Below are 19,605 nucleotides of genomic sequence, written 5' to 3' on the forward strand. Positions count from 1 at the left end.
GTGTCCATCATCGACCTCTCGTACCTGATGGTTCGAGAAGCAATCTCGCTGTTCTGAACGGAAATCGCATGAGTCCTTTCTCCCTGTTCCTCGCACGACTTGCCGGCGCGCGAATCGATGTCCTGCGGCAGCTGCCGGGACAGATTCCCAAGCAGGTGGCGATGGGTGCAGTCCTGCTGACGACCGCGTTCTTTGCGGCAATCTCGGCTGCGTACGCCCTCTATATCACTGGCGTTACAGCGGGATGGTTCTTCGCTCTCGTCGCGGGACTGGTGTGGGGCGTCGCGATCCTCAATCTCGACCGGATGCTCGTTCTGGGGTTGTCCCAGGAACGAAGTATGAAGAAGCTGGTGATGTTGGCCGCGCCCCGAGTGGTGCTCGCTGTCATCATTGGCGTCGTCATTTCGACTCCGCTGATGCTCAAGGTGTTCGAGTCCGAAATCGAAGCTCAGTTGAACCGGAACATTCTCGCGGCGCAGGAACAACTCCGATCCGACCTGAACAATTCGACTGCTTCTGCGGACCTTACGGCAGCAGAATCGGAGTTGGCAGAGCTGCGTGCTCTGATCAATGCCGGTCCCTCGGCGGACCCGGCGGCCAACCCGAAGATTCAATCCGTGCAGGCCGAGATCGACGCACTGAACGAAGAGGCGGCCGAGCAGAAGGCCGATTACGACAGGCTCCAGGGTCTGGCCATTGCTGAGGAAGAAGGAAGCGGTGGAACTGGAATAGCGGGCTGTGCCGATATGTGTCTGGAGAAGAAACGTCTTGCGAACGAAGCCAAGGCTCGCTGGGAGGAGACCCTCGGTGAGGTCCAGGCCAAGGAGGGCGACAAGGCGCGACTGGCATCCGAGCTCGAGGGCACTCTCCTGGAAGAGAGTGAGCGGCGGATCGCAGACGCCGAGGTCGAACTTCCGATCGTCGAACAGACGGTCGCCCAGCTTCGTGAGCAGATCTCGTCGGCGCAGGACACGAGCTATCAGCTGGAACAGGCGAACCAGGGCATCATCGCTCGTCTCAAGGCACTGAACGATCTCTCGGCAGGAGACAGCACGGCAGCCGCGGCACGCTACGCAGTGGCCGCACTGTTCATGTGTCTCGAACTGCTCCCCGTGATCTTCAAGGTTCTCACCAATCTGGGCAAGCAGACCGCCTACGACGACGTACTGGCCAAGCAGGAAGAAGTAGAGGTGGCGGCTGCGACCGCCGACATCGACGCCAAGCGTGAGCGGGACAAGCTCCGGACGGACGCTCAGATGGAGGCCGAGAAGGATCGCATCGACAAGCAGCAAGCGGCGGTGTTGAAGATCAACGACGCAGTAGTTGCGCACCAGGTCGATGTGATCGACGCAGCGCTTGAGCGTTGGACCGACCACGCGAAGGAAACCGCGTCGGAGCGGCTGAACAGCTGGGCTGCGACGCTCGGAGGGACCGGAACCGTGGGAATGCCGCCGGCCGGTATGCCTCCGCGGCCGACTGCTGCGTCGGTCACCCTCGACAAGAGTGGCACCGGGAACGGTGAGTACGGACGGCCTACACCGCGAGGTGGCACTGCTACCAGGACATTGGTGGACCCGTTGCCCGATCCGACCAGGATCTGAAAGGCGTAGCGCGTGTCCGACCTATCGTTCGACATCGATGTCGATCCATTGCTGCGTACCGACCTCGTCCTCGATCTACCGGGTGACGATTGGAACCCTGCCGTTGTCGTCCCGGCGCTGACCGCACTGTCCGACCGCATGCTGTCCCAACCGCATCTAGACGGCGTCTTCCGGCTCGTGGTCCTGAGGGGCGGAAGACTTGTGTTCGACAGTTCCCACCAGCCACTGGAGGTCGGCTCCGGTCCCGATGCAATCTTGCGAGGGACGATCCCGCACAGCGGTCGGAACGAACCGAGCGAGTCGCATACCGGAATGACCTTGGTGGTTGCGTCGACCGGAAGGATCGAGAAGGAGAGGGTTCGACGGTCTCCCTGGCCGGTTCTCCTCTGGCTTGTCGGAGAGGATGCGAACGAGGTCTACTTTCGAGTTCACAAAGAGCTCGGACCCATGCGGACTGTTGCGGATCCCGCAGACGCGTCCGATCGGATCACCCTCGTCTGCAGTCGCTTCCTGGACGAGGTTGCGACAGCAGATCAGCCCGACGTCGCCCGATGGATCGACAACCGCGTCAGTCCGATCACAGAGAGCATGGGTTATGCGGCCGGTCGATCCCACTGAGTCGGACGGTACGAGGATCGGGAGGAGGGGTTGTTCGTGCCGATCGACAGAGCAAGTCTGACGGTTCACCGGGAACTCGGTTCGGGTGGATTCGGCACGGTCTACGAGGTCGACACTCCGAATTCCCTCTTCTCGGAACAGATATGCGCGTTCAAGGAGTTCAAGTCCCCGGGGCACACTGAGATCCAGAACCTGCATGTGCTCATCGCACACAGAGCTGCGATGTCTCAGGAGGATCGCGAGGTCCTCGACCGGTTCACGACATGGCCACGCGAGGTCGTGACGAATGGCCGTGACGTCGTCGGCTTTCTGATGCGTATCGTTCCGCAGGACTTCATGGAAGCCTCGATCGCACAGGTCGAACGAACCACGTCGGTCATGCGAAGCATCGACTGGTTGGCGAACCCCGTCCATGCCAGGAAGTCCGGGGCATCCCTCGTCGTCGAGGCCGGTGACGTCAAGACCCGGCTGCGTTATTGCGCATGGCTCTCCCGCGTCTTCCATCTTCTGCATCGGAACGGGATGGTCTACGGGGATCTCAGCCTGACGAACGTGTTGTACAGCGACGCGCGCGACAACCCCGTCATGCTGATCGACACGGATCCCGTCCGGGTGGCGTCGAAATCTCCGCCGCTGGCGCAGGCGACCTCTCCCGGAATGCGTCCGCCCGAGGCTAGGGGAGCGAACGCAACGCGCGAGCAGGACGTCGAGACGGATCGTTTCAAGCTTGCCGTGTTGCTGTACAACGTGCTCGGTGCATCGATGCGTATCGATCCGAAGTTGTCTGCGGTTCAGGGCAAGATCGACTCCACGGGCGTGCAGATGTTCGCCGCGGCCCTGGGGGGCGATCGGGACCGACGACCTTCGGCCGAAGAGTGGTACCGGTACTTCTACGCTCGGTACACCGCGCTCATCGAGTTTCCGAAGATCGCCGGCTTGCACGTGGAACCCGCCCACGGACTCGCCGGCCAGTCGATCACCGTTCGATGGCAGGTCCAGGGGCAGGAAGCATTGGTACTGCATACGCCGTGGGGCACGGTTCACGATCTGGGAGTCAGCGCCCCTGATTCGCTCCAGGTAACCCTTCAGAATTCTGGGCAGTTCAGGCTCGTCGCAACGAATTCGAACGGTGCGACAGAGATGCTCAGTGACGTCGTGCACGTCTTCACGCCGCCCCGGATCAATTTTGTGAATGTTCCTGCGCTACAGGATGTCAGTCGTGTCATAACGGGGATCGATATCGAGCCTCTGAGTCGACTGCTCGAACCCGAGCGTGATGTCGAGTGGGTCGACGACCTGCTACGCCAGGTGACACCCCCACAGCTTCCCGAGGTGGTGGGCGACGCGTCTCTCCAGGTCCCCGATCTCGGATCGATGATGCTCTCGGCGGACGGCTTGTCGGGTGCGCTGACGGACGCGCTGAACGTGGCGGATCGAGAAGTCGGTCGGGATCCGGTGCGTGGGTCCTCAACCCTGGACATCATCCGATTCCTCTGGACACCGCGTTGAGCCCCGCTGTAGCCGAGAAAGTTCGGCTACAGCGGGATCGAATGCGTCAGTGGCAGTCCCCTCTCGGGAGCTGTTACTTACTGCCCGGCGTCCAACGCATTCCCCACTTGTATGCCTTGTCGAGGTGGGACTGGTCGCCCTTGATGTAACGGACTTCGCGATTGATGTCGATCTGTCCGTTCTTGCTCTCCAGCAACGCAATCGCGCACATCGGAGCACGGTTGTCGCCGGAGTCCAGACGAACCTCGATCTCGGATCCTGACGTTCGGTAGAGCGTGACCACACCGTCCGCGGCCGCGCAGTTCGGTACGCCCTCATAGATGTACGCGAAGATCAGGATGCGTTTGAAGACCCACGGATTCGACAGGTCGATGTACAAGTTCTCGCCATCTGCCACGGAACCTGTGCGGTCGTCGCCATCAAGCTCGATGAACGGATAGTCGTACCGCGATCCGAATGCCTCGCCGAGAGCCTGGATGACACCCTTGCGCCCATCTGCCATTTCGTACGGGCAATCGAGATCGAGGTCGATGCCGTTTCCACCGGCAAGGCGACCCAGGAACCCCTTGCCGGATCCCTGGTGGTCCAGTTCAGGTTCACTCGCATGAGACCCTGCTCCTCGCCGGCTTTCACGAGACTCACCGAGGGAGTGTTCTTGTCGAGGGTGATCTTGGACAGAGTGACCGGCGGTGCTGCCGGCGGCTGCACACGCGGCCGGGACGGCGGAACCCCGCGACGCTCTGTCGTCGGGGCGGGTGTCGGCGTGGGACGAGGAGTAGGCGCGGGGGAAGGGGTAGGCGCGGGGGTTGGCGTCGGCGGTGCCGGTTGACTGACGTCCCCGCCGTAGTTCGTGGCGAGCGCCGTGAGTCCGGTGCTCCATCCCTGCGAGACGTTGCGGACCTTCCACGTCCCGTTGCGACGATAGACCTCCATCAGGATGGCTGCACGTTCGGTGCGCAATCCGCTGGCAGGTGCCTGAACAACCAGCCCGGTCGGTTGTTCGAGGGTGACGTCGAGTCCGGGAACCGTTGCCAGGCTTCCGCTCACGCTCTCGTCCAGAGCGACCGCAATGGACAGGGCGTGGATGTGTGAGGGGATAAACGATAGATCCAACGAGATTCGATCTGCACCGATGAGTCGAACCGCGCCTTCGGGGGACTTGGGCTGGTTGAAGAAGATGAAGTCGTTGTCGTTTCGCACACGTTGGTCGACTGTCAGCTGGAAGGCCATCAGGTCGACTGTGCCCTGACGTGCGCCGGTCACCGACAAGGTCGCGGTGCCGTCATGGATGACTGTGTCCGCTCCGGGGGGAAGTGCAGGCATGGCGTGTCCGGCCCTACGGCCGACTCCTTTCGGCGGAGATGCGTGTGGGCAGCCGGCCCGTCCGGCTGCCCACACGTGGAACTGATCAGACGTTGACGGCGACCGTCTCGGGCTGCGGATCTTCATCCGAGTCCGTGGTCGCCTCGTCATCGGGGTTGTTCTTGTTCCGGATGATGCTGGTGATCAGAGCCGCGAGGATCAGGAACACGCCGGTCAGGCCGGTGACGATCTCGCTGACGTGGTGACCGATCGAGTACAGCAGGATGAGCGCCAGCGCACCGATCGCCCAGTGTGCCCCGTGCTCGAGGAAGACGTATTCGGAGAGCGTGCCCTAGCCGAAGCAGCTTTCGTCAGCCCTGTCCGTCAGTACGACGTTCGCGCACCCGGTGCGAAGCGTCCGTACGAGGATCAGGTCGGCTCGGAATGGTTCCTGCGCTATAAGTGGTAGACGACCATCTCGCATTACCGTTCCGAATGGGCGAGCGAGCCGACCGATGGATCAGTGACACGGTCCAACCACCGCAGGCAAATGGGTTCGAATTCCATTGGTGTGATGGCGACGAGGCCTGCAATCGACGGTATCATCCGAGCCCAGTCGAATACTTATAGGAGATCGGCACTAGGTCGGTCTGATCGATCGCCCAGGGTTGTTCTACGACCAGTACGCCACCAGACGCGACAGGCGGCTCGACGCTTCGATCCAAGACGATCGAGTGCACGATTGCCAGCGCGTTGTGCGGGTACACATCTCGATGATGCTCAACCTCATTGAAGGTTAGAATTACCTGCTGGCCGAAGGAAGTTGTGCCCTTGACCTCTACATGGATCGGTGTCCCATCCTTGGTCGCTACGAGATCGTACGATTCCGTGGCACCGACGTTGTCGACCGAATATCGGAGATCCTCGAAGTGCTTGGTTACCAACGCTACTGCGTGCTCCTCGATCGCTACCTTTGCAGCTTGAGACAAGGCGAATCCCTGACCGCGGGCACGAGTCTTGCGAGTATTTCCTGCCGCCTGCGTTGCTGATAGAACTGCATCCGAAATTTCCGGGATATCGTCGGAACGTCCCAACGGAGGCTCGACCGCATATAGGCGCTGCAGAAGTCGCGCCATTCGGACGATGTCCTCCTTCAGCTCAGCGTCTCCAGGAACGGCGCCCTTGGGATATTCGATTGCGTACATAGCGCCACGCTCGTATCCGCGCGGAGTGTCGAAGTCCGACTCGAGGGAAATGGATGTGAGGAGACCGTCAGTATCTTCAACAGCAAGCGCCGACCGCGCCCACTCGACTTTCGCTGCCACCTCAGCAGGAGGTCGACTGAGAAACTTCTGGCGAGCTTCGCTCCACTGGGACGTTCCGCCCATCAGCACAAGGTAGGCCGAGGCGCCCTTTTGACTGAAGAGGTAGACGATATACGTTCCGACGGTCGCGCTCGGGCTCTTCTCAGGGTCGTAGATGCGAATCCAGGGAACTCCGGCATTGGAACCGCTCCCATTTCGTCCCTGTACCGACCATTCTAATGGTGAGAGGGATGGGTGTGTCTCGAGGAAACTACGCAATTCCTGGGTGACGACGCCCGAGATCAATTCCCGCCGCCGGTCCATCGCAGGCGTCTTCTGTGGGGTGTATTCGTCCTGGAGCTCAAGAATGGCCTCGATCGCTTCTCTCACAGCGAGCACTGTAGCTGCGGCGGCAGACATGAACCTCTGTGCCCTCCGACCGCAGGCAGAGGGCGTGGGTCACGGATCCCGTAGTACGGGATAGGGTATCCGCTCTACCCGTACTGCTCCCGATTCGCGGGCCGGCGGATGCGCGGGCCGGCGCTTGCGAGGAGTCGTGCCGCAGTCCCGCATGGGTTGGGTTACGTGGATCGAGATCGTACAGCCTTACCGATTGCGAGGGGCTTCATGACGCCAACGGAGTGAGGATGGACCCGCGGAGCGACAGGCGTCTGTTCTTGAACAGTTCCCGCACGCTCATCACAAGATGCCCAGCCCTGCTGGAGGCTGGCGTCTCTTGGTAAATGTGATTGCTACTGTGGCGAACGGGATTGCTCACACGGTAACGAAATCTGGAAGTAGGGCGACTGAATGCATGAGTGTATGTAGATGAGGTCGTGCAGGTGAAAGCAGAAGTTTGGGGGTTTGCGTTAGTGACGATCGCGCGCGGGACGTGGCCGCGGCAACGCGGGAGCCGGGGCAATCGGTTCTGTGCGTCATATGAAGATCTTCGTTACGAAGTCGGCAGCCTCGATGCAGGGATCGCCTCTCCGTCGAGGACGTCATATTGCTTCAGCGTCGAGAAGTACGGGAGTTACAGTGCCAACGGATAACGACGTTGTCGACACGGTCAAGCTCAAGCCCGAAGCGGGATTCGTCAAGAGTCTTGGGACGCACCATAGCCTCGAATCTGCGATTGCCGACCTCCTCGACAACTGCCTCGACGCGGGTGCCGATCGCATCGCGGTCCGTCTCCTTACCGAGAACGATGTCCTTGTCCAGGTCGAGGTGATCGACAACGGAAAGGGCATGGACGCTGAGGCGATCGACCGGGCGATGACACTCGGTCACCAGCGGGAGTACGACACTCACGATCTCGGGCACTTCGGCGTCGGGATGAAAGCGGCATCGTTCAGTCATAGCAACGTCCTGACGGTATGGTCCTCGGCGCCGGGATCGGGACCGGTCGGGCGTCGCATCCACCGTTCCAAGTTCTCGAAAGACTTCTCCTGCGATCGGCTCTCCTCCCGAGCTGCCAAGGCAGCCGAACGGCACCGTGCAACTGTGGTAGGAACTACCCGCGGTACTTCAATTGTGTGGACTTCACTCCGTGGCACCTACCGTGGCACAAACACCGACGAAGCGCGGACGTGGCTAGCCAATACTGAGCGGAGCGTTCGCTCCCACTTGGGCGTGACATTCCACCGGCTGATTCAGAAGCACGCGCTCGAGATAGACGTTCTCGTGGACGATCTCGCGTATGCGGACGAAGCGGTCGGTACGCCGGTCCATGCCATCGACCCTTTCGGCTACGCAAGTAGTGGACGGCCCGGATATCCCAAGAAGATCGTCGCCAAGTCTGGTTCGCAGTCCGTCGAGCTGACGTGCCATATCTGGCCACCGAAGACGGATATCCCCGGCTTTCGCATTTTCGGGAAGTCGGGAGACAGCTTCCAGGGGTTCTACATCTACAGAGCAGACAGGCTTCTTCAGATCGGGGGGTGGTCGGCCGTGGCGAATACATCGTCGAAACGTCAGCTCGCGCGTGTCGTCCTCGACGACGCCAAAGCAATCGGCACGTTCCTTACGATGAACCCCGAGAAGTCCGGACTCCGATTCGAGCCGGCATTCAAGGATGCGCTCTCGAAGGCCAAGTCGAGCGACGGGACCACGTTCGATCAGTTCCTCTTGGATGCCGAACAAACGTACGCCGAAGGAAACCGGCGCACTCGGAAGCGACATCCGGTGATTTCACCGGATCGTGGATTCGCTCCCGGACTTCGGAAGGCCATCAAGTCCGAGCTTCCATTGAAGCGGTCGGAGAAGCTGAAGATCCAGTGGAAGAACCTTCCGCGTGGCGAATTCATCGATGTCGATTTCAGTAAGAGTACGCTCTGGATCAACACGAAATATCGCCGTCTTTTCGCGCCGGAAGGTGGGAGTCTAAACGACGCTCCCATGTTGAAAGCCCTCCTCTTTTTGCTCACGCACAATGTATTCGAGGGGGCACATTTAGGGCCCAAGGACAAAGATGATATTGCATTGTGGCGTGGGATTTTAGGGGCTGCGGCCGAGTTGGAAGACGAGATGCGCGGAGCTCGTGGATGATTCCGTCGTCCCCGGCAGGCAGCTCCAGTGGCGACGCGCGACACTTGTCCTTCGACAACGTCGACGCACTCTGGGCTGGCCGAAATCCTGTGGTGCTGCCCATTGCGGGAGTTCCTGAGTGTCGGCTCGCCCTTCGGCCAGTTCACGGCACGATGTCATTGGTGACTCCCTTCGTCCCGCCGGAACCGGACGTCGCCAAGCTGCGAAGTATCACATTCCGCCGAATCGCTTCCAGCGAAGGCGAATTAGCGGAGTTGACGATCGACGTCGAAGGCAACGTTCATGGCGTATACGGTCTCCTGACTGCTATCGCGGATGAACTGCAGCTTGGTGATGTGCACTTTTCGGCCGCCGTATCAGCGGCGGTCAAGAAGCACAAGAATCTATTCGCAAGCAAAACGAGCCTCAGTATCGAGCAGGAGATCGGTCTGTTCGGTGAGTTGATGGTCCTCGAATTTCTGATTGCAAAGCTGGGCCCGAAGGACGCCGTTACGGCCTGGCAGGGGCCGATTTCGGAGGAGCATGATTTCGTCTTCAGCGATGTGCACCTAGAGGTGAAAACGACAATCAATGAGTATCGTCGACACATGATGCGCGGGTTCACTCAGCTTGTTCCATTGAGAGGTGTTCCTTTGAGTCTGATCTCAATCATGCTTACCCGCGGTAATGACGAGTCCGGCCTCACGCTCGCTCAGATGGTGTCCCGAATCCGTGAGCTCGCGGAAGGATTCCGACCGAAAGTTGACGATCGCCTCGACGTCCTCGGCTGGCGAGACAGCGACGGTGGCCTCTACGCCAACTATTGGACCAAACGATCGCCCAATCGGGCATATAGCGTCGATGATCGCTTTCCGGCAATTACCCTAGAGCGGCTGAAGCAAGTGGTTCCGAATTACGAGTCGCTCGGCGATTTGTCGTACCGAGTAGATCTGACCCACTTCAAACCTGACCGATTGCCAGAACCGCTCGCCGATCTGGTCGAGATCTTCCAGGAGCATTCATGACGACCAACCTGATCTCCGCACCGCAATGGGCGGACGCACTTCGTAACCTTCTCCAGGGATTTGCCGAACAGAAACCCCGCCCACTCCTTCCAGTGTTGGAGGCTTTCTCCGGAGAACGTGTCTCCGAGGCGGATCTCCTCGACTTTGTCGAACGTGCTCCGGTTAACAACCCGACCATGATCGCGCTTCGACTTGCCTTCGCGAAATGGGATGCGAGCAACGACATTGTCCTGTTCGACCCGGACGGCACCGAGACAGGGGCAGGAACTATTGCGCGCCGGCGAGCCGTCGCTGCCGCATTGGGTCTGTCTGCAACAGCTGAAGAGGCGTTGCGCGCGCTTATTCCTGTTCATCAGGAAGGCACCGTTGTCATCTCCAAGGAATTCGAGCCCTGGTACGAGACGGCCCGGCGCGAGCGTAGCAGCCTCTACTGGGATGACTACGAAAAGTATCTGGCCGGGGTCAAAATGTGGCCGGCCTCGTCGATCACAACGTTGGACCAGAGCACGGATGCCATCGTGGAGCGTCTGACAGATCCAACGCGCACAGAGATCAAACAGACCAAGGGTCTCGTGGTGGGTTATGTCCAAAGCGGAAAGACCGCGAACTTCACCGGGGTAGTCGCCAAGGCGATCGATGCCGGTTACCGGCTCGTGGTCGTGATGACCGGAACCATCGAGATTCTGCGCGCACAGACCCAGCGGCGGATCGATATGGAACTGATGGGAGTTGAGAACGTCCTGGCAGGGCAGGATCCCACAGACCCCGAGGTTGCAAAAGGGCTCGATTACCAACAGGACGAAGACTGGCTCGGCGGGAGGTTCGTGCGGCACACGGACGTCGCTCTCAACCAGCCGGGCGTCGCGCGAATCCGTCGAATCACCACTCACCATTCCGATTACAAGAGTCTGCCGCAGGGCATGTCGCAGTTGCGATACGAACGCCACGACAAGACCAAGAGTCTGAATGCCAAAGAAAACCTCTTCCATACCGACGCGTATGTCGCTGTCGTGAAAAAGAACCAGTCGTCGCTCAAGAAACTCATCAAGGACCTGAAACCGCTTCAAGCGATGCTCAACGAGCTGCCGGCGTTGATCATCGACGACGAGTCGGATCTGGCCTCGGTCAATACCAAGGATCCGAAGAAGTCGAAGGAGCGCACGACCATCAACGGTCTCATCACCGAGATGATGCATATCGTTCCACGTGCGCAATATGTCGGATACACCGCGACACCGTTCGCAAACGTCTTCATCGATCCCGACGATGCACGCGATCTTTTCCCCTCGGACTTCGTTCTCTCGTTGCCCCGACCTGACGGATACATGGGGGTGCAGGAGTTTCACGACGTCGATCCCGACTGGGAAAATGTCACGAAAACCGCCGCAACCTCGAACGAGTTGGCCTATGTACGGAAGATCGAGGGTGACCCGGACTCCGATCAGGTTCGGCGTAAAGCTGAACTGGCTGCGGCGGTCGATGCATGGGTGCTCAGTGGTGCACTCAAGAAGTACCGAGAGTCCAAGCGTGGGAGAATCTATCGGCATCATACGATGCTCGTCCATGAGGAGACGAAGAACGCGGCCCACTATGATGCGGCGAAGCTTGTCGAATCAATCTGGAATACAGGAAAATTCACCTCTGGTGAAGGCCTCTCCAGGCTTCGCAGGCTGTTCGACAAGGATTACCTGCCTGTCATGCGAGCGCGTGCGGGAACCGAGCCTGTGCCGACCACTTTCGACGAGGTTAAGCCTTACATCGCGGCTGCCTATGCGGAGATGACGAGCAGTGGCAGTAGTCCGGTGCTTATTGTCAACTCGGACAAGAGTGTGCAAGATCAACAGGAAGCACTCGATTTCGACGCCGGAAAAGTGTGGCGAATCCTCGTGGGTGGTACGAAGCTCAGTCGTGGTTTTACGGTAGAGGGCTTGACGGTCTCATACTTCAGACGTAAAGCGGGGCAGGCAGACACCTTGATGCAGGCCGGGCGATGGTTCGGGTTCCGGCAGGGATATCAGGATCTCGTTCGGTTGTACATCCGCCGAGACCATACGGTCGATCTATACGAGGCATTCGAGGCGCTCCTTCTGGACGAGGAAGCGTTCCGCGATGAGCTCGGTAAGTATGCCGGGCTCGACGAGGATGGTAGGCCTATCGTCGAGCCACGTCAGATCCCTCCGTTGGTGAGTCAGCACCTGCCCTGGCTTAAGCCTACGGCGCGGAACAAGATGTTCAACGCCGTGATCGCCGCTCGTGGTTCCGCCGGTACGTTCCACCAGTTGTCGTCGGTCCCACCTCGGGAAAAGAAGAAAGAGAATCAAGCAAACCTGAACACCGTGGTGCTCCCATTGCTCACACGAGCAACGCAGGACGCCGAACTTCCGTACCTCGATAATGGAGTGAAAAAAACTCAAGCCGTAAAGCTCGGGCTTATTTCCGCTACCGATTTCCTTTCCTACTTCGATAGGTACATCTGGAATCCGGACTACATGGGCGTCATCAAACCGCTACGCGCGTTCATCGGCTCGGCGACGGACAAGGGATATATCCAGGACTGGGCGATCGTCTGGCCGCAGCGGCAGTCCGCAGGGCGAATGCTGGGCATCCCAGAATTGGGAGTCGAAGCACCGATCTTCAAGCGCGCTCGTCGTGCTGCTCCTCGTATAGATTTCACTGGCGAGAACAAGCGGAATATATTGTCGGCGGAGGCTATTCCGGAAGGAAAGGACGTTGCAGTCCTCGGGAAGAGTGAGAAACGAGGTGTAATCGTTATCTCGTTGGTGGCAGATCAGGATGAGGACAGCGAGAAGTTTCCGGTTGCTCGGGAAGATGTGGTTGGACTTCTCTCGCTTCGAGTGCCCGACCGCTCCGTGCGCAGCAAGCGCGACTTGATCCAGTATTCGGTGATCATCCCCGACCAGGAAGAACAGCCTGTAGTCGATGAATCACGAGCCGGGTGATTGGGTCCAGGCGTAGGCGGCAATCAGGGAGATGCCCGAGCCGGCACGCATGGGACGACGCCTCCACGGGCTTTGCCGGTTGATGCCCATGTCGGTGGTAGTAGGTATGTTCGCGTTCCAGACGAGTACTGGCCGAATCGTCTCGTTCGAGGAGCTGTCTCGGACTGGTTCGTGCGTAGGTGCTGTCTCTCTCGACGGTAACCATGGGTGCGGGTGACGACCCGTTGGCGAAGTTGCTTCGGGCGGGATCGAGGTGCGTTGCGACATGTGGGGTTCGCCCACCAAAGCGAAAGGTCCGCCTGTCGGGACTGCTGCATGGTCAGGTGACAGATAGCGTCACGCAGCCTGTGTGGCTGGTGTGGTCATGATTGTCTCGAACTCGACGGGCGTCAATCTGCCGAGCCGGAGCTGACGTCGCCGGCGGTGGTAGGTCCGCTCGATCCAGGTGACGATCGCGATGCGCAACTGCTCGCGAGTGGCCCAACGCTGCCGGTCGAGGACGTTTTTCTGTAGGAGCGCGAAGAACGATTGTGACACTTTTCAGCATGCTGCGCGGCAAGGTGGTGTCAGCCGGTGTGACCTGCAGAACGATCTCCATGGCGGCGTTGTCGCCGGCCGCCCCGACCCGGCCCATCGATCCGACCAGGTCGTGGCGGCTCAGGGCGCGGACAAAATTCCGGCTACGGAATTGCGAGCCGCGGTCGGAGTGGACCACGCACCCGGCGGCCGAACCTCGCCGTGCCACCGCAGATTCGAGGGCGGCCGCGGCGAGCCGGGACTTCATCTGATCGCTGATCGAGTAGCCCACGATCCGGTTCGAGTACACGTCCTTGACCGCACACAGATACAGCTTGCCCTCGTCGGTGCGGTATTCGGTGATATCGGTGAGCCACAAGCGATTCGGTTCGTCCGCAGTGAAGACGCGGCCGACGAGATCGTCGTGCACCGGCGGTCCGGAACGGCCTTTCTCGGACCCACGTTTCTTACCGAAGGAGCTCCACCACTTGTTGGTCGAGCAGATCCGCCACGCTGTGCGGTCCGACATCGACTCACCCGCATCGCGGGCCTCGTCAACCAGAATCCGGTAGCCGAATTCCGGATCCTCGCGGTGGGCGTCGAACAGTGCGTTCGCCCGGTACGCCTCTTCGAGCTCGGCATCGGTGACCGGGCGCTCGAGCCACCGGTAGTAGGGCTGGCGGGCAAGCTCGAGGACCCGGCACGACACCGCGACGGGAATCCCGTCCGCGACGAGCTGCTTCACGAGCGGGTAGAACCTTTTCCCGGAGGATTCGCCTGCGACAGATACGCGGCAGCCCGGCGCAGCACTTCGTTCTCCTGCTCGAGCAGGCGAATGCGTTTGCGCGCTTCGCGCAGTTCGGCGTTCTCGCTGGCGGCGGTCCCGGGGAGTGATGCCGTCCTCGACGTCGGCCTTTCGCATCCAGTTGGTCAGACAGGATTCGTTGATGCCGAAGTCCGCGGCGATCTGCCGCAGGTGCTGGCCTGGTTCGCGGTTTCGGGCCACCCGGACGACGTCGTCGCGGAACTCTTTCGGATAGGGCTTGGGCACGGGGTCCATCCTTCCAGCAGTGCCTGACGGCACCACAGTTCAGATGTCACCTGCTCCTACAGCAGTCCCAGGTGGTCGCGCATCTCCTGGCGTGCGGGCGGCCACTGTGCGCACAGAGACGTGAGCGCAAGGTCGCCCTTCGACAGCTTGGTGCCGCCGGAATTCACGCGGTTGAAGGATCTGTTGCTCGACGAGCCAAGAGACCATCTCCGGCCCACGCTCCGTCATGGCGATATCGTCGAACTCCGAAGTCACAACGATGCGGGCGCCTTTTCTGCCCGCCATCTCGTCCCAAGAGGGAGCTCGGCCCAATGCGGCTGCGAAGGCTGCGCGATGCTCATGGAGCCAGTTGAATCGTGCTTGACTGAGCTCGGCGTCGCGCGAGTCGAAATAATCGCAGAAGGAACACCTGCAGAGATGGCTGACCGAATACAACGGTCCAGGCGCGTACAACCGCAAAACGCACACGGGCACGGCTCGTGATTTTTACCAACGCTTCAGGTGCGTAGCCGGGTTGATCTGGCTTGCCGAAGCGCTTGGGGAGAACCCGGAGGTGCTGCGCAGTGCGGTCGCCGATGTCCGAGCCTCCGGGTCCAATCCGTCCTCTCAGTGCGCTGCCTTTCGTCGACGGGTGCCGTGGATACGCATCGAAGAGCTACTCGCCGAGCACTACCGAACGCAGGGTAAAAAGCGCTGGAGGTCGCTATCCGGAAACTGAGGAAAGCTGCGGCGCGTCATAAACGCTCCGCTGGACGGAAGTGTTAACAACGCCCGCTCCCATGCCGATTAGTCCAGCAAATCCCCGTCGAGAATGGACAAGACATGAGCACGCAAGCGGGATGGTATGCAGACGGCAATAGCCCGGGCGTCGAGCGCTGGTGGGACGGAAATCAATGGACAGAGCAGACTCGTCCGATGTCGGGGCCGGGATTCGGAGCGCCAGCTCCCGTAAATCCGGAGAAGAACGGGATGGGCCTGGCCTCGCTGATTCTGGGGATCGTGGGTCTCCTGTTCTGTTTGATGCCGATCACCGGGTTCATCGGCTTCATTCTCGGCATCATCGGGCTCGCTCTGGGTCTAGCGGGTATCAGCCGTTGTCGTAAGAACAAGGCGACGAACAAGAAGACCGCGATCTCGGGCACCATTCTCAGTGCCCTTGCCGTGATCTTCGGCATCGTTGGCATCGTCATGTTCTTCACCGCCGTCGACCAGCTCGGAAACGATCTCGACCAGATCGGAACCGACCTGCAGGATTACAGCGATTGCATCAGTGAGGCAGAGAATCTCGACGAAATGAACCTGTGCGAGTAGCCGCAGTTTCGGCTCTTCACGCTGCCTGAGCAGTTCGGCAGGGACACCTCACCGCCCTGCCGTGCGCGTCGTCCGGTAGCCACCCGTACTCGTCGCACGCTCCGCACTTCGCCGGTCGGATCCGTGGAACGGACAGTCCCTGCCACATCGGTAGCCATGCGTGCGCATATCGCATCGGGTTGCTGGGGCGGTGCGCAGCCTTCGCGGCCGCTACCAGCGTCGGAACGCCGTGCGTCGCGATCAACGCTTCGATCGCGGCTACGGCATCCGGCCTGAGGTACGCGAATGTTGCTGTCAGTCCGGATTCTTTACATGCCGCCGCCAACCGGGCGACCTCGGGACTGTGCGATGCGTTCGAGACCTGGGACGTGCGGTTGGTTTCCGTCCTTGGTGAATCAGTACTTAAAAGACCGCCTGGCTCTCCGATGTCCGCGTTGCCGCGGGTCGGATTTTCAGGCCCCGGCTGGACGTGCGGCTCCTCGTAGATCGTCTGAATGGTGATCCACTGGCCACGCTCGTTCTGAATCTTCTCGCGGATCAGATATCCGAGTTCGGCAAGCTCTCGGAGAGCGGAGCGGATGGCGTCGCGACGTTCCATCGGCGACTGGCCGGCGATCGAGTCGGACCGGGTACGCCAGTCGTCCGGTTTGGACAGCAACCAGATGAGCACACCGCGTGCGCGGAAGGAGAGGCGCTCGTCGTTGATGACGGCGTTGCTGAGGATGGTGAAGTTGCTGGCCAGGCGCGGTCCACGACGCACGCCGCCAGCCAGGGTATTCTGGCCCACGTTCGACTCCCTATAAGTCGGACATCCGGCCCGTCGGGAGTTGCCGCTCCTGGCGGGCCTTCTTCACTTGTGACGCCACGCGGATCGGTGACGATCTTGAGATCTTGGCACTCCTCTGGTTGTGCGCGCAAGGAAAAACTTCGAAGTCGCTTCAGCGCAACGGTTTACATGACCACGCGGGCCGCGACATCTCTGCGGCGGTCGTCATCGGGCCTTTCTGCCGGAGTTAGGGAGCCGATCAGATCCAGCTGCACGCTTCTCTATGCCGGCCGAGCGCCGCAGCGTCCGGGCGATGAGCGGAGCTTTTCGGTACGCGAAGCCGCTTGCCGGCCAGTGCGGCGTACTCGCTGCCCGCGAGTTGGGGAGCCACTTCGATGGTGAGGTCGCTGCGCACCGTCCACAGTTGCAGGTCGAACAAGGTGTGGAGGTCGACGGAGGAGCAGACCGTTGGCCACATGGTTGCTGTGCTCTCCGAAGTAGCGGTCGATATGAGCTGCTTCCAGGACCGCCTCGACGTCGCATCCGGTGACTGCGCAACGACGTTCATACGCTGCCAGCAGTGCGCGACGGAACTTGGGCTGACCGTATCGCACAGCAATGGCTCGTTGAGCGCGCGTACGGACATCGTCGCCCTTCTCGTAGGTGGGAAGGCTGGCGGGCAGCTCTACATCGACGACGGGGAAGTGGGTGAAAGCAAGATCGGCTTCCGGTCCGAACAGAGAGCGCAAGCGACTCTCGGCAGACGGGTCGGACACTTGGTTGGCTCCGGCCTGCGCCGCGAGATCCCTCCCGAGCAACTTCTGCAACTGAGCCCAGGTGGGAGATGAAACTACGTCCTCACTGATTGTGTCGAACTCGAATCGGTGGGTGTAACCGCCGGTTCGACCGTCGCTCCAATGTGCGGGCGGCGCGCTGGGAGTGATTTCGTAGAGGCCGGAAGTTGCTCGTGCGTACGCGACGAACCCGTTGCCCTGACCCGTTATCCAGAAGTAGATGTCGTCACCGGGCACAATCTTCTTGAAGTACGACGGGCTACGCACATCCCAGAAGCCGTCGTCTCGTGCGTAATCCCAGTGCTGTGGTGTCTTCTCGTTGATCTTTACGATCCAGCTGGTCATTGCCCATGCGCCTTCTCAGGTTCGCATCGGGTGGGGGCATGTCCTGCTGCGGAAGCCCGTCGGGCCGTGCTCGGTGTTCGGTAGTCGTCGTGAGGGTCAGTCGGAGATCAGTTGACGGAGCGCATCTCGCGTTTCGGCATCGGTCGAGTAGATGACGGTGCCGATCATTCCGCGGGTAAGCAGCACCTTGTAGACATTGCGGACCAACCTGTCGAAGCGCACGTCGGAAATTCGTGTGCGGTTCTTGAAATCGGGATCGCGGTTCGCCTCGCGAATCGTCGTGAACCGTCCGTTACGCCAGACCAGATCGGGTCCGAGGATGACTCCGTTCCAGTCGTATTCGAAACCCTGGGCCGTGTAGACGCAACCGACCTGCCCGAACCCGCCGTCCTCGGTAGCCCACAACGCAGCTGGGGGAGCGTCGCCGCCCCGCCGGTCGCTCTTGCTGTTCCACGGGCGTGCCCAACTACCGATCCGAACGTCGGGCACCAGATTCCCGTCCTTGTCTGCGTCGCTCCACGGCCAGCAGTAGCCTGCCGTCATCCGCGCCGAATATCCGAGATCCCTCTGCTGGGAGAGAAGGTGCTCCATCTCTTCGGGGCTGTCCGCAATACGAACGGTGAACTGCGGATCGCCCTTCCACTCGAACGGCCCTCCGTCCGCCAGATCGAGCAGCCGCTTCACCCACAGCAGATACTCTTCGCTACCTCCGCAGCGGAACTGTTCTCCCAGATGGATGTGCTGTGTCTCGAGCCCGAGTGAGGCTGCATAATGTTCGATCTGGGCATAGGATCCCATCTCTCCGGGGCGTACCACCTGGTGCTCGTCGAGAAGGAAGACAGGGACGCGCGCGGCCGCGATGAGTTCGTCGACCTGCGGTCGGTCTGTGCGGAGTTCGGCTCGTGTGTACCGGTCGACGGAGGTCTCACGGATGCGGTGCGCCTCGTCGAGGATGAGGACGTCCAGTCCGTTGCGATCCGCCGTCATGAACTGGTTGAAGTACTTGAACATCTTCTGCACGCGCGGCGCGCGGTGCCCCGCAACCTTCCGCAGGGTTTGTGTGAACGATCGGGACCCTGTCGCATGCAGCACGGTTCGGCCGCGCCGGGCGAGCTCACCGAGTAGCGATAACGCCACGACGCTCTTGCCGCTACCGGGACCACCGGTGACGATGATGACGCGCTTTCGATCGGCGGCGCGAGACTGCTCCACCTCGTGAAGCACGAGGTCGACGGCGAGTTGTTGATTGCCGAGCAGATGAAACTGTGGCCGGTCGCGTACTTCTGCAGCGGCAACTTTGAGCAGTTGCTGCGACGGTGCGATTGCCGACTTCATCAGAGCGTCGGCGGCGGCGTAGCCGGGCGTGGGTGCGAGGCGACTCCGGAGAAATTCGATCATGTCCCCGCGCTCGCCAGCGGTGAACATGCGCCCGGTGACGCTCATCGGATAGGAACGCAGATCGGCAACGGCTCCCGGATCGGTCGCATTGTGCAGATAGGCGATGCCTGCAAGAGCGTCCGGTTGATCGGACACCGTACGGGCGAAGTCCGCGAGGTAGTCGCAGTAACCCTTCACCTGCGCGGCAGGATGCAGCTTCGGTCCTCCAGGCATCCCGGATACCTCGACAAGTTCGGGGTTGTCCTCATATCGGCGCGCTGCCGACCATTGCTTCAGTTCGACGACCACGTACGAAGCCGCGCCGGTCTGTGGATGCGTCCCTGCGAGGACGACGTCGGCTCGCTGGGACGTCAACGGCAAGTGATATTCGAGCAGCATCTCGATGTCGTGGAGACCGGCGTCGACGAGATCGCGAGCGAGAACAGGCAGGCTCCGTGTCCAGGACCTCTGCTCGGCTTCCCCGGCACGTCGTCCCGTGCGGAACAGCATTTGCTCCAACAACTGCTCCGCGAGTGATTCAGGACGATCGAGGTCGACGATCCGGCGGGCGGTAGTACGAAGCAGCGTCACAGTCAGGTC

Annotated in this window: 11 protein-coding genes and 3 pseudogenes; 6 read left to right on the plus strand and 8 right to left on the minus strand. The window is 60.7% G+C overall.

All coding sequences use genetic code 11. The annotated features are described in order from the left end of the window. Nucleotides 1-68: 68 nt before the first annotated feature. Complete coding sequence (locus IM25_RS13140) at nt 69-1,601, plus strand: DUF4407 domain-containing protein (protein ID WP_033098709.1); 1,533 nt, start codon at nt 69-71, stop codon at nt 1,599-1,601. Nucleotides 1,602-2,255: 654 nt separating this feature from the next. Continuing rightward, entirely contained in the window at nt 2,256-3,728 is a 1,473-nt protein-coding gene (locus IM25_RS13150) for a hypothetical protein (RefSeq protein ID WP_157126952.1), read from the plus strand. Between the two features lie 73 nt (nt 3,729-3,801). On the opposite strand, the pseudogene IM25_RS26870 reads toward IM25_RS13150, so the two are convergent. The 4 genes and pseudogenes from IM25_RS26870 to IM25_RS13160 form a co-directional block, all read right to left on the minus strand. Next, a pseudogene (locus IM25_RS26870) lies at nt 3,802-4,436 on the minus strand (TerD family protein). Between the two features lie 195 nt (nt 4,437-4,631). Then, a pseudogene (locus IM25_RS27470) lies at nt 4,632-5,201 on the minus strand (TerD family protein); the annotation flags it as partial. Continuing rightward, a pseudogene (locus IM25_RS25505) lies at nt 5,137-5,382 on the minus strand (DUF475 domain-containing protein); the annotation flags it as partial. The pseudogenes IM25_RS25505 and IM25_RS27470, both read right to left, overlap by 65 nt. Nucleotides 5,383-5,632: 250 nt before the next feature. Beyond that, nucleotides 5,633-6,724, minus strand: a complete 1,092-nt coding sequence (locus tag IM25_RS13160; protein WP_198162487.1) for an MrcB family domain-containing protein — start codon at nt 6,722-6,724, stop codon at nt 5,633-5,635. Nucleotides 6,725-7,372: 648 nt separating this feature from the next. Here IM25_RS13160 and IM25_RS13165 point away from each other — a divergent pair. The 3 genes from IM25_RS13165 (at nt 7,373) to IM25_RS13175 (ending at nt 12,845) form a co-directional block, all read left to right on the plus strand. Next, entirely contained in the window at nt 7,373-8,881 is a 1,509-nt protein-coding gene (locus IM25_RS13165; protein WP_033098706.1) for an ATP-binding protein, read from the plus strand. A 152-nt stretch (nt 8,882-9,033) separates the two neighbouring features. Further along, nucleotides 9,034-9,885: a PD-(D/E)XK motif protein gene (locus IM25_RS13170; protein WP_232333464.1), complete on the plus strand. Its 852-nt coding sequence runs from the start codon at nt 9,034-9,036 to the stop codon at nt 9,883-9,885. Then, nucleotides 9,882-12,845 (plus strand): Z1 domain-containing protein, encoded by a 2,964-nt coding sequence (locus IM25_RS13175; protein ID WP_157126953.1) that lies wholly within the window; start codon nt 9,882-9,884, stop codon nt 12,843-12,845. Before IM25_RS13170 ends, IM25_RS13175 begins: the two co-directional genes overlap by 4 nt. A gap of 319 nt (nt 12,846-13,164) precedes the next feature. Here the strand turns inward: IM25_RS13175 and IM25_RS13180 are convergent, their stop codons facing one another. Next, nucleotides 13,165-14,412, minus strand: a complete 1,248-nt coding sequence (locus IM25_RS13180) for an IS3 family transposase (protein ID WP_442971902.1) — start codon at nt 14,410-14,412, stop codon at nt 13,165-13,167. 822 nt (nt 14,413-15,234) lie between these two features. Between IM25_RS13180 and IM25_RS13185 the strand changes: the two genes are divergently transcribed. After that, a complete protein-coding gene (locus IM25_RS13185; RefSeq protein ID WP_033098702.1) occupies nt 15,235-15,723 on the plus strand; it encodes a DUF2510 domain-containing protein in 489 nt (162 codons plus the stop codon). Nucleotides 15,724-15,739: 16 nt separating this feature from the next. Here the strand turns inward: IM25_RS13185 and IM25_RS13190 are convergent, their stop codons facing one another. From IM25_RS13190 to IM25_RS13200, 3 genes are all read right to left on the minus strand, one after another. Then, complete coding sequence (locus IM25_RS13190; protein ID WP_084295009.1) at nt 15,740-16,510, minus strand: helix-turn-helix domain-containing protein; 771 nt, start codon at nt 16,508-16,510, stop codon at nt 15,740-15,742. Nucleotides 16,511-16,770: 260 nt separating this feature from the next. Then, nucleotides 16,771-17,628, minus strand: coding sequence for an HNH endonuclease signature motif containing protein (locus IM25_RS13195; protein ID WP_232333326.1), 858 nt, complete (start codon nt 17,626-17,628; stop codon nt 16,771-16,773). A 96-nt stretch (nt 17,629-17,724) separates the two neighbouring features. After that, nucleotides 17,725-19,596: a DUF2075 domain-containing protein gene (locus IM25_RS13200; RefSeq protein WP_065996105.1), complete on the minus strand. Its 1,872-nt coding sequence runs from the start codon at nt 19,594-19,596 to the stop codon at nt 17,725-17,727. Nucleotides 19,597-19,605 lie beyond the last annotated feature (9 nt).

The organism is Rhodococcus sp. p52 (assembly GCF_000763325.2).
GTDB lineage: Bacteria > Actinomycetota > Actinomycetes > Mycobacteriales > Mycobacteriaceae > Rhodococcus > Rhodococcus pyridinivorans.